Raw genomic sequence first — 11,398 nt, 5'->3', positions numbered from 1 at the left:
GGGGCGACGCGTGAAGCACGCTAACAATTCGCGGATGCCAGCGAAAGCAAAAGCAGAAGCAAAAGCAAAAGCAAAAGCAAAAGCAAAAGCAAAAGCAAAAGCAAAAGCAAATCGCGGATGCCCGCGCAAAGACCGGAACAACCAAACCGCTACGCGCCGCGAAGGCAACATCCCAGCTGCCAACGAAAAGGCCAAAACCCCAACAGCGTCGCAGACAAAAAAACCTTACTGCGCTCCAAGCTTCTTGATAAGCCCATCGAGCTGCGCAAGCTCGTCTTCATTCAGATCGGTGAGGGGCGCCCGCACAGGCCCGGCATCATGTCCAACAAGCTTGGCCCCAGCCTTAACGATACTCACCGCATACCCTTGCCGACGATTCCGAATCGCCAGATAAGGCAAAAAGAACTCATCAAGCAGCTTGCCAGTAGTGACATGATCATCCGCAGCAATCGCGCGATAAAACTCCATCGCCGTCTTAGGAATGAAATTGAACACCGCCGAAGAATAAACAGGCACCCCAAGCGCCTTATACGCCGCCGCGTAGACTTCAGCCGTCGGCAGACCGCCAAGATAAGAGAACCGGTCGCCCATGCGCCGGCGAATGGTCACCATGCTTTCGATATCGCCCACGCCATCCTTGAACCCGATCAGGTTCGGGCACTTGTCGGCAAGACGCTCCAACGAATCCGCCCCGAGCTTCGAATTCGCGCGGTTATAAACGATCACGCCCATGTTCTTCACCGCCTTGCACACCTGCTCGACGTGCGCCGCAATGCCTTCCTGCGACGCTTCCGTCAAATAGTGCGGCATCAGCAGCACGCCCTGCGCGCCATTGCGCTCGGCTTCCTGCGCATATTCGATCGCGACACGCGTCGGGCCGCCCGCGCCCGCCAGAATCGGCACCTTGCCCTTGCAGGTCTCCGTCGCAGTACGAATCACATTCGAATACTCCGACTTCGTCAGCGAGAAGAACTCCCCCGTGCCGCCCGCAGCGAAGAGGGCAGTCGCGCCATACGGCGCAAGCCATTCCAGTCGCGCGGCATACGTGTCGGGGCGGAAGTCGCCGTTGCTGTCGAAGTCGGTGACGGGGAACGACAGAAGGCCTTCGGATACGATCGCTTTGAGTTCTTGTGGCGTGGTCATGTTTGAGTTCGCTTGGGTGTGTCAGTCAGTGTTGAAGTATCGGCGGCCACGCAGGCCGCGTCGTTCTGGAATGGTTTCAGGCCGTGAAAAAATCAACGCACGAGGCAAGGCCGCTTGTTGTCGAACTTCCAGTTCGGAATCAGGTACTGCATTGCGACACCATCGTCGCGTGCACCGAGTCCATGCTGCTGATACAGCGCATGTGCCTTCTCGAGCGCGTCCATGTCGAGTTCGACGCCAAGGCCCGGCTTCGCCGGCACCTTCACCTTGCCGCCGGCGATCTGCAATGGATCGCGTGTCAGATACTGGCCGTCCTGCCAGATCCAGTGCGTGTCGATCGCAGTGATCTTGCCTGGCGCAGCCGCCGCGACATGCGTGAACATCGCGAGCGAAATGTCGAAGTGATTGTTCGAATGCGAGCCCCACGTGAGGCCCCAGTCGTTGCACATCTGCGCAACGCGCACCGAGCCCTGCATCGTCCAGAAGTGCGGGTCGGCGAGCGGAATGTCGACCGATTGCAACTGGATGGCATGGCCCATCTGACGCCAGTCGGTGGCGATCATGTTGGTCGCCGTCGGCAGGCCCGTCGCACGGCGGAATTCCGCCATCACCTCGCGGCCCGAGTAGCCGTTCTCCGCGCCGCACGGATCTTCCGCGTATGCGAGTACGTCGTGCTGGTCGCGGCATAGGCGGATCGCTTCCGCCAGCGACCACGCGCCGTTCGGATCGAGCGTCACGCGCGCTTCAGGGAAGCGTTCGGCCAGCGCCGTCACCGCTTCGATCTCGGCGTCGCCCGCGAGCACGCCGCCCTTGAGCTTGAAGTCGTTGAAGCCGTAACGCGCCTGCGCGGCTTCGGCAAGTCGCACGACGGATTCCGGCGTCAGCGCTTCTTCCGTGCGCAGGCGTTCCCAATCGTCGCGTCCTTCGACGCCGCTCACGTACGGCAGGTCCGTCTTCTTCCGATCCCCGATGTAGAAGAGATAGCCGAGCATTTCGACTTCGTCGCGTTGCTGGCCTTCGCCGAGCAGCGCCGCGACAGGCACGCCCAGGTGCTGGCCGAGCAGATCGAGGAGGGCGGCTTCGAGCGCCGTCACGGCGTGAATCGTCGTGCGCAGATCGAAGGTCTGCAGGCCGCGGCCGCCCGCGTCGCGATCCGCGAACTGCTTGCGCACCTTGTTGAGCACAGCCTGCAAGTTACCGATGGATTGACCGACGACGAACGGACGCGCGTCGTCGATCGTCTTGCGGATGTTCTCGCCGCCCGGCACTTCGCCGACGCCGGTGTTGCCCGCGCTGTCGCGCAGAATCACGATGTTGCGCGTGAAGAACGGGCCGTGAGCGCCGCTCAGGTTCATCAGCATGCTGTCGCGGCCGGCCACGGGGACGACGCGCAATTCGGTGACGGTTGGGGCGCCTTGGGTAATCGTAGACATGAGAGTCGGTCCTGGGGTTGGGTCCCAAAATTGGCCTGTTATGGGCCTGTGAATTCGATGAAAAAGCTTCGCGCTGCCGCGTCCGCCGTGGAAACGCTACGTCTGGGCGACAATCTCGACCCAGTTCGCGCCGCGTCCGCCTTCGCAGCGCGAAACGGCAGAGAGGGCGCCCGAGTCGGCGTCGATCGCATACACGACGACCTGCGTGGACTTCTCGCCGCAAGCGACGAGAAAGCGGCCCGACGGGTCGATCCTGAAGCCGCGCGGTTGCGCTTCCGTGTCGGTGAAGCCCGCGTATTCGAGCGAGCCCTCGCGGGCCACGCGGTAGGCGATCAGACGGCTCGACGTGCGCTCGGCGACGTAGACGTAGCGGCCATCGGGCGTCACCTGCAAATCGGCGCCCCAGACGAGTGTCGCGGCTGTTGCGGGATCGGTTTGCGCAGTGCGCAGGCAGCCATCGTTCAGGTACGCGAGCGACCTGGCGCGCGGCGATACGCTGCGCGCCGACAGCTCGCCTGTTTCGCCGCTGCGTGAAAACACAGCGACGGTCGCGCGAAATTCGCTCGACACGTACAGCGTTTTTTCATCCGGCGACAAGCGCAGATGACGCGGGCCGAAGCCCGCTTCCACGGTCACCTTCTGCACGAGTTCGAGCATCGCGTCGTGCGTGTCGCCGACGATCGAAAAACAGAACACCGTGTCGGAGCCGAGCGAGGTCGCGTAGGCGAAGCGGCCATCCGCCGACGCGATCACCGCGTGCGCATGCACGAAGCCCTCGACCACCTGACGCGGCCTGATGTCAGCGCTGTCCAATGGCCCCGCGCGATACAGGCTCACGGAAGACTCGCCATACGATGCGCCGAGCAGCCAGTCGCCTGACGGCGTCAGCGACAGGTATGCGAGATTCGATTCGATCGACGCGGTTCGCACATGCGTGAGAGCGCCCGTGGAGGTGTCGACCGAATACGTGACGATGTGCCGTTGCGCGCCGCGCGTGGCGGCGTGCAGCACGCGGCCGTCGGCGGAGAGGGCGAGTGGCATCACGGTGTCGCCGGCCGGATGGCGCGCGATACGTTCGATGCCGCCCGCCGAACCATCGACGCGGAATACGGCGAGATCGCCATCCACCGCGTTTGAGACGATTGCGTAAAACGTCATTTCGGCTGCTGCCCGATCTCGTGGTCGGCGAGATATTCGAGCGCGCGAACCATCCCCGAGTGGTCCCATGCCTTGCCACCGTGCGCCGCGCAGGCGTTGAACAGGGCCTGGCAGGTCGACGTGTTCGGCAGCGAGACGCCGAGCGCTTGCGCTGTGGAGAGGGCGAGGTTCAAGTCTTTCTGATGCAGTTCGATCCGGAAGCCCGGGTCGAACGTGCGCTTCGTCATGCGCTCGCCGTGCACTTCGAGAATGCGTGACGAAGCGAAGCCGCCCATCAATGCCTTGCGCACTTTCTCGGCATCGACGCCGGCCTTCGATGCGAGCAGCAGCGCTTCGCCCACGGCTTCGATCGTCGCGGCGACGATCACCTGGTTCGCGACCTTGCAGATCTGTCCCGCGCCGACTTCGCCGATCAGCGAGACGTTCTTGCCGAGCATGTCGAACAGCGGCTTGACCTTGTCGAAGGTGGCTTGTGCGCCGCCCACCATGATGGTCAGCGACGCGGCTTTCGCACCGACTTCGCCGCCCGACACGGGCGCATCGAGATAGTCCGCGCCCTTCTCGCGCACGCGGGCCGCGAAGTCGCGCGTGGCGATGGGCGAGATCGAGCTCATGTCGACCACGATCTGCCCCTGGCGCAGCTTGCTTGCGACGCCGTTCTCGCCGAACAGCACGCGCTCGACGTCCGGCGTGTCCGGCACCATGATGAAGATCACGTCCGCTTTCGCGGCGACATCCGCAGGACTCGCCGATGCCGTCACGCCCGCCTGCGTCAGCTCGTCGGGCACGCCGCTGCGCGTGAATGCGGTGAGCTCGACGCCGTTCTTGCGAAGATTGGCTGCCATGGGCTTGCCCATGATGCCGAGTCCGATGAAGCCTGCTGTTTGCATTCGCTACTCCCGATAATGTGATGTGAGGTGACGTCCGTGCGTTCAGTCGGGCCGATCAGGCCGGCATGAAGTGCTGGCGGACATTGAGCGCGCCGCTGCGTAACAGGCCCATGTCGGCGCAGACGGAGACCAGTGTGGCGCCCATGCCGAGATAGCGCTCGGCGTCCTGCTGCACGTGCGCGAGGATGCCCGATGGTTTGCCCGCTGCCTTCGCGCGTTCGAAGACATGCGCGATAGCCTGCTGAACGTCCGCGTGACCGGCATTGCCCAGATGACCATACGCGGCGGCGAGGTCCGAAGGGCCGATGAAGACGCCGTCGACGCCTTCCACCGCGAGGATCTCCTCGATTGCGGCGACGGCCGCGCGGCTCTCGATCTGCACGATGACGCAGATGTTGTCGTTGACCACCTGCAGGTAGTCCGTCACCGATCCGTATCGATTACCGCGCTGACCGACCGACACGCCGCGAATGCCGTGCGGCGGGTAGCGGGTCGTGGCGACGGCGCGGCGCGCGTCGTCGGCGCTGTCGACGAACGGGATCAGGAAGTTGAAGAAGCCCGCGTCGAGCATGCGCTTGATGATGACGTTGTCGTTGGACGGCGGACGCACGATGGGCGCGGAGCGGCTGTCTTTCAGCGCCATCAGCTGCGGTATCAGCGTGAGTTCGTCGTTGGGCGCGTGCTCGGCGTCGAGCAGGATCCAGTCGAACCCCACGGTGCCGAGCAGTTCCGTCGTGATCGGGCTGGCCAATGATGCCCAGCAGCCGATCAGGCGCTCGCCGTTCTTGACGGCGGCGCGAAAGCTGTTCGGTAACGGTTGATACGGTTGATGCGGTGACGACAAAGCCATCTCTATCTCCTGGGTCGGGCGCTGCTCGTCCGGCAAGGTGCGTCTTGCAAAATATGGTATGTCATAGGACGTCTGAACACAAGATACGTTGTCAGTTGACCGCGAGAAAGGATGGTAAACCCTGAAAGCTTGCGGCAAGCGCCGCGCTGGAAGCGGGGCGCGTTGCATTGTCGTGAAGATACGTTGTACGATGACCGATGTTGAATCAGCCAGATGGAGAAGAGAGGTCGTGCGATTGACGGGTGACATGCTGATCGGGCGGCGGGCGGCTCATGGCGCGGACAGGGCAGCCGTCTTTCTAAAGAAGCCCGAACTGGAAGACGAGGTGTTCGGTCCCGCATCGACCATCGTGCGATGCAAGGACGACCGGGAGTTGCTGGCAGTCGCGGAGCACTTCGCGGGACAACTGACGGCAACGATTGCGATGGATCGCGACGACGCGCAACTCGCGCGGAAGCTGGTGCCGATTCTGGAACGCAAGGCGGGGCGTCTGCTCGTCAACGGGTTCCCGACGGGTGTCGAAGTGTGTCACGCGATGGTGCACGGCGGCCCGTTCCCGGCAACGGCGGATAGCCGCGTGACGTCGGTCGGCTCGACGTCGATCGAGCGCTTTCTGCGCCCTGTGTGCTATCAGCATTGTCCGCTTGAACTGCTGCCGCAGGCGCTGGCCGACGACAATCCACCCGGACTCTGGCGGCGTCGCGACGGGCAGATCGTCAACGCATGATCGTCTGATGCGATTGGCCTTGTAATGAAAAAGCGGCCCCGGATTCAGGCCGCTCTTTCGTTTTCTCGACGTCGTGTTTTAAGACGTGCGTGTCGCCGCCGCTTCTTCCGCCTGGGCACTTGCGCGGCGCAGGCGTTCGCGGCTGCTGGACAGGTGCATGCGCATCGCCGCGCGCGCACCGTCAGGGTCTTTGCGCGCGATCGCATCGAGAATGTTTTCGTGTTCGAGATTCACTCGCGCCATATAGGCATTCGGATCGCTTTGTGCGAGCCCCGCCGAATCCACGCGATGCCGCGGAATCAGCGCCGTGCCCAGTTGCGTGAGAATGTCGACGAAATAGCGGTTGCCCGTCGCGTTCGCAATCGAAATATGGAAGCGCAAATCGGCGGCCGTGCTGTCGCCGCCTGCGCGGCTCGTTTCTTCGATGGCATCGAGCGCCGCGCGAATCTTCGCGATATCGCGTTCGCTTGCGCGCTGCGCGGCGAGCCCCGCGCATTCCGTCTCGAGGCTGATGCGCAATTCCAGCACTGACAGCACATCGTTCAACGTGGTGGCGGGCACCATGTCCAGGCCGAGCGGCTCGCGGCGCGGCTCCAGTACGAAGCTGCCGATCCCGTGACGTGTTTCGATCACGCGATTGGCCTGCAGACGCGAAATGGCCTCGCGCACGACGGTGCGGCTGACGCCGAGCAAGGACATCAGCGTCGTTTCGGTCGGCAGTTGATCGCCCGGCTTGAGCGCGTGCGAAGCAACCTGCTCGTTGACATAGGCGACGACCTGATCAGCAAGGCTCCCGCGTGCCCGCCGTGGGGTCGAACCTGGTGCTGCAGACGCGGCCATGTATCGCTCCTGGGGATTTTCGAGATTTATCTGCATTATACGTTGTCCTACAACGAAAGGCCGAGTTTGGCTTGGGAGTTGTGGTGGCTGTGAAGCGCGTGTGTGCTCGCGCCAAGCGAATGATCCAGATCGGTCCGATTGGCTTGTCTGACATCGCAACGCGTGGAAGTTGTTCCGGCAACGGCGCGTGAACGCTATTTGGCGTGCGGTCGTTCCGCTTATCCGCTGCAAGAAAGAAAGATTCGGAAACGCGTCATGCGGCCTCACGCGTTGACTTCAAAAATTGCGTCACCTAGATTGGCGCCTGTCTGGAATTCGCTTCATATTCTCTTTTTCCACGCAGATGAATAATGGTTCCGGACTTCGGCTATGTGCATTCACATGGCCTTTTTTGCTTTATAAAAGACAGGAAAGCTAATGAGTTGCATATAACCAACAAGTAATTTATCTATTTTTACGCACCTGTATTCTCGCGGTCGCAATACATTTTTAAACGAGTGATAGAGGAACAGATGAAAAGAACTGCAATTGCGGCTGTTGCATTCACGTTGAGCTCGATGACCATCGCGGCTCACGCACAGAACAGCGTCACGCTCTACGGGCTTATCGATGCAGGCATCGGCTACGTGCACAACGCCGATTCGAACAGCAACCTGACGGGCATGATCAACGGCAACCTGAGCGGCGACCGCTGGGGCCTGAAGGGCAGTGAAGATCTCGGCGGCGGCCTGAAGGCGATCTTCGCGCTGGAAAGCGGCTTCGATGTCGGCACGGGCAAGATGGGCCAGGGTTCGCGCCTGTTCGGCCGCCAGGCGTACGTGGGCTTCCAGGGCGACAAGTGGGGCACCGTCACGCTGGGCCGTCAGTACGATCCCATCACGGATACGGTTCAGGGCGTCACCGCCGACAACTACTTCGGCTCCACGTTCGCGACGCCCGGCGACGTCGACAACAACGACAATAGCGCGCGCGTGTCGAACGCGGTCAAGTATGTGTCGCCGAACTACGCGGGCTTCCAGTTCGAAGGCCTGTATGCATTCAGCGGCGTGGCTGGTCAGACGGGACAAGGCTATACGTATAGCGGCGCGGCGACGTACTCTGTCGGCAATCTGTCGCTGGCGGCAGGTTATCTGCGCGCAACCAACAACTCCGCAACGGGCGGGCGTACGAGCTGGGCGAGCAGCACGACGGACTCGATCTTCGACAGCCACATCAACGACGGTTACGTGAGCGCGAAGTCGGTCAGCATTGCCCAGTTGGGCGGTCAGTACGTACTCGGCTCCGTGACGCTGGGCGCGTCGTACAGCAACACGCAACTGAAGGCCGATGCAAGCTCGAGCTTCTCGACGACCGAGAAGTACAACAGCGGCAAGGCGTTCGTCGCGTACCAGGCAACGCCTGCGTTGATCGCGGGCGTGGGCTATGCGTACACGGCGGCATCGGGCGATACGTCGGCGCATTATCACCAGGTCAGCATCGGCGCGGACTACAACCTGTCCAAGCGCACCGACTTCTACGCCGTCGCAGCGTATCAGCATGCCAACGGCACGCAGCGTCTGTCCGATGGCACGACGCAGGCAGCGCAGGCGTCGATTGGCTCGTACGGCTATAACGGCACGAGCACGCAAGAGATCGCGATTGTGGGGATTCGCCACAAGTTCTGATGCATTGCTGCTGATGCAAAACCCGCATGCGCGATTCGCACATGCGGGTTTTTTTATTCATTTAAAAATAGTCGGTAAGAAAGTTGAAGTAAGCGTAAATGGCATGAATGAAAGGTTTTGCGCTCTCAATTTTGCTGTTATCGAACCGTTAGAAAAGAAGCAACGCCGCTAATGAATGTATTGGCAGGCTGGCGATGCAAAAGGTCTTTAATGGCAGTTATTGAGGAACGAGGAAGCGAATGCTGAACATCAACACCAACATCATGTCGCTGACGGCGAAGAACAACCTGTCGGGCTCGCAAAGCGCGCTCTCGCAGGCGATCAGCCGCCTGTCGTCGGGCAAGCGCGTGAATACGGCCGCCGACGATGCGGCCGGTCTCGCCATTTCGACAACGCAAACGGCGTCGATCAATGCGCTGACGCAAGGGGCGGCGAATGCGAACAACGGCATTTCGATGGTGCAGACGACGAACGGCGCGCTGCAATCGATCGTCGACAACCTGCAGCGCATTCGCCAGCTCGCAGTGGAGGCGGGCGACGGCTCGCTCGATTCCACCGCGCTGGTGAACCTGCAGTCGGAAGTGTCGACCCGCTTGACGGAAATCACGCGCGTCGCGCAACAGACCACGTTCAACGGCCAGGCCGTTCTGAACGGCGTCGGTACGATCAACTTCCAGATCGGCGCATTCGAGAACCAGCAGATCACCGCCGACTTCGGCTCGCAGAAATGGGATGCAGGCAGCCTCGGCATCAGCGGGCTGTCGGTTTCTTCGGCATCGGGCGCGCAGGCGGCGATGAGCACGATCGATAGCGTTCTCACGAGCGTCAATACGTTCCAGGCAACGCTCGGCGCGACGCAGAACACGTTTCAGGCCGCCATCTCGACGACGAACACGCAAGCAACGAACATGAGTTCGGCGCGTTCGCAAATCACCGACGCGGACTTCGCGACGGAAACAGCGAATCTGTCGAAGGCGCAAGTGTTGCAGCAGGCGGGTATCTCGGTGCTGGCGCAGGCCAACTCGATGCCGCAGACCGTGCTGAAACTGCTGGAGTGACGGCGGCGCGGCCTGAGGTATATTGCGAGGTTGTCCCGCAAGCGCACATGAGACGGATGCGTTTCATGTCGCGAGCCCGCTTCCGGAGCCGTATGCCAGCCTTCGATCTTCGCACCGTCATTCTGATGTCGGCAGTCATGCCAGGCTTGATGGCGCTCGTCATGTTTTCGCTGGGGCGCGGTTTTCCGGCAAACATTCGCGGCGTCGGGCATTGGGCGTCAGGTGCGCTGGCCGTGTCGTTGTCGGCGATATTGCTTGCGTTGCGCGGCGGCATCGGCGACTGGCTTTCGATTGTCGTCGCCAACGTCGGCCTGATTCTCGGCACGGGGCTGTGGCTTATCGGCGGTCAGCTGTTTTATGGGCTGCGTCCTTCGCGCCGCTTCGTCGCGCTGCTGCTCGTGACGGGCGTGATCGCCATGAGCTGGATGACGTGGGTTCATCCTTCCGTGGCGGGACGCACGCTGTGCATGTCCGCGATCCTGACGGCGACGTTCGGGCTGAACAGCTTCACGATGCTGCGTTTCGGCAAAGGCAGCAATACGGCGCTCTACGTCGGCTCGATGCTGCTGGTGCAGACGGCGGTGACGGCGGCGCGCGGCCTGTCGATGTTCGTCCCGGCCTGGGCGAGCGTGGGCCTGTTCGCTCCCGACCTGATCCAGAAGATCTATCTGATCACGGGCGCGCTGATGTCGCTGACGGTGACGGTCGGCTTGCTGTTCGCCGCGATGGAGCGGCTGCGCAATCAGCTCGAGCAGCAGTCGTTCATGGACCCGCTGACGGGGCTGCTGAATCGTCGCGCGTTTCTGAGCGCGCATCAACAGGAACGCGAGAAGGCGATGCGCACGGGCGGATTGCTGTCGCTGCTGCTGATCGATCTCGATCATTTCAAGCAGGTGAACGACACGTATGGGCACGCCACGGGCGATCGCATTCTGATCGACTTCGCGAAGCGCGTCGCCGACATGTTGCCGGCGCCGGGGCATGTCGCGCGCTGGGGCGGCGAGGAGTTCGCCGTGCTGCTGCCGCGCGTGCCTCCCGACGAGGCGAGGGACCATGCGGAGCGTATCCGCCGGCGCGTCGCGCAGAAAGACGACGCAACGCTGCCCGGCTACACATGCAGTATCGGTGTCGCGTGCATGGCCGCGAGCGACGCCACCATCGAGCAACTGGCGAGAGATGCCGACGAAGCGCTGTACAGCGCGAAACGCGGCGGACGCAATTGCGTCCAGCTCAGCGACCACGTGATCCTGATCTAGGCGCGCCGGGCGCCTATCATCCGGCCTTCATCGGCAAGATGGACGAGAATATGGCTTTCCAGCTCGGGCATCACTTTTCACGAGGCAAGCTGGGCGTTTCGTCCATTTCCTTACTGCTGCCTATGCGAACTGACGACGATGTTCTACAAGCAGATGTTCCATGGCGGCTGCAAGAGGGGGCGTGGGAGATCGTGCATGAGGACTTTATCCGCGGTGCATCGGAATTGTGAAATGCCGATTAAAGATTGTCGGATAATGTGGCATTAAAGCACTGGTGATTCCGTTCAAATGAATTGTTAAATATGTTCTTGATGGACCGAGTTGATTTTTCCGATATGCACCAAGCATTTTATAATCCGGCAATTACGACCTGATACAC

10 protein-coding genes and 1 pseudogene are annotated in these 11,398 nt (G+C 61.7%); 5 read left to right on the top strand and 6 right to left on the bottom strand.

Annotated elements, in window-relative coordinates; all coding sequences use genetic code 11:
- Positions 1-225 precede the first annotated feature (225 nt).
- From kdgD to garL, 5 genes are all read right to left on the bottom strand, one after another.
- Positions 226-1,143, bottom strand: a complete 918-nt coding sequence (gene kdgD, locus KFO72_RS39685) for a 5-dehydro-4-deoxyglucarate dehydratase (RefSeq protein WP_054931921.1) — start codon at positions 1,141-1,143, stop codon at positions 226-228.
- Between the two features lie 92 nt (positions 1,144-1,235).
- Positions 1,236-2,576, bottom strand: a complete 1,341-nt coding sequence (gene gudD / locus KFO72_RS39680) for a glucarate dehydratase (protein ID WP_107203368.1) — start codon at positions 2,574-2,576, stop codon at positions 1,236-1,238.
- A 96-nt stretch (positions 2,577-2,672) separates the two neighbouring features.
- The gene (locus tag KFO72_RS39675; protein ID WP_225034353.1) at positions 2,673-3,734 is read right to left on the bottom strand and encodes a lactonase family protein; all 1,062 of its coding nucleotides are present in this window, start codon (positions 3,732-3,734) and stop codon (positions 2,673-2,675) included.
- Positions 3,731-4,624 (bottom strand): 2-hydroxy-3-oxopropionate reductase, encoded by an 894-nt coding sequence (locus tag KFO72_RS39670; RefSeq protein ID WP_054931924.1) that lies wholly within the window; start codon positions 4,622-4,624, stop codon positions 3,731-3,733. The genes KFO72_RS39675 and KFO72_RS39670 overlap by 4 nt, the downstream gene beginning before the upstream one ends.
- A 55-nt stretch (positions 4,625-4,679) precedes the next feature.
- Entirely contained in the window at positions 4,680-5,474 is a 795-nt protein-coding gene (garL, locus tag KFO72_RS39665; RefSeq protein WP_225034352.1) for a 2-dehydro-3-deoxyglucarate aldolase, read from the bottom strand.
- Positions 5,475-5,760: 286 nt separating this feature from the next.
- Here garL and KFO72_RS39660 point away from each other — a divergent pair.
- Positions 5,761-6,201: pseudogene (locus KFO72_RS39660) on the top strand (aldehyde dehydrogenase (NADP(+))); the annotation flags it as partial.
- Between the two features lie 78 nt (positions 6,202-6,279).
- Here the strand turns inward: KFO72_RS39660 and KFO72_RS39655 are convergent.
- Positions 6,280-7,041, bottom strand: coding sequence for a FadR/GntR family transcriptional regulator (locus KFO72_RS39655; protein WP_054931937.1), 762 nt, complete (start codon positions 7,039-7,041; stop codon positions 6,280-6,282).
- A 512-nt stretch (positions 7,042-7,553) separates the two neighbouring features.
- Between KFO72_RS39655 and KFO72_RS39650 the strand changes: the two genes are divergently transcribed.
- From KFO72_RS39650 to KFO72_RS39635, 4 genes are all read left to right on the top strand, one after another.
- Complete coding sequence (locus KFO72_RS39650) at positions 7,554-8,705, top strand: porin (RefSeq protein WP_054931927.1); 1,152 nt, start codon at positions 7,554-7,556, stop codon at positions 8,703-8,705.
- 239 nt (positions 8,706-8,944) lie between these two features.
- Positions 8,945-9,763, top strand: coding sequence for a flagellin domain-containing protein (locus tag KFO72_RS39645; RefSeq protein WP_054931928.1), 819 nt, complete (start codon positions 8,945-8,947; stop codon positions 9,761-9,763).
- A gap of 92 nt (positions 9,764-9,855) precedes the next feature.
- Entirely contained in the window at positions 9,856-11,019 is a 1,164-nt protein-coding gene (locus tag KFO72_RS39640) for a GGDEF domain-containing protein (protein WP_060607584.1), read from the top strand.
- A 50-nt stretch (positions 11,020-11,069) separates the two neighbouring features.
- The gene (locus tag KFO72_RS39635) at positions 11,070-11,249 is read left to right on the top strand and encodes a hypothetical protein (protein WP_225034351.1); all 180 of its coding nucleotides are present in this window, start codon (positions 11,070-11,072) and stop codon (positions 11,247-11,249) included.
- Positions 11,250-11,398 lie beyond the last annotated feature (149 nt).

The organism is Paraburkholderia sp. XV (assembly GCF_020177535.1).
GTDB classification, from domain to species: Bacteria; Pseudomonadota; Gammaproteobacteria; order Burkholderiales; family Burkholderiaceae; genus Paraburkholderia; species Paraburkholderia caribensis.
This window is presented reverse-complemented; position numbering and strand designations above follow the sequence as displayed.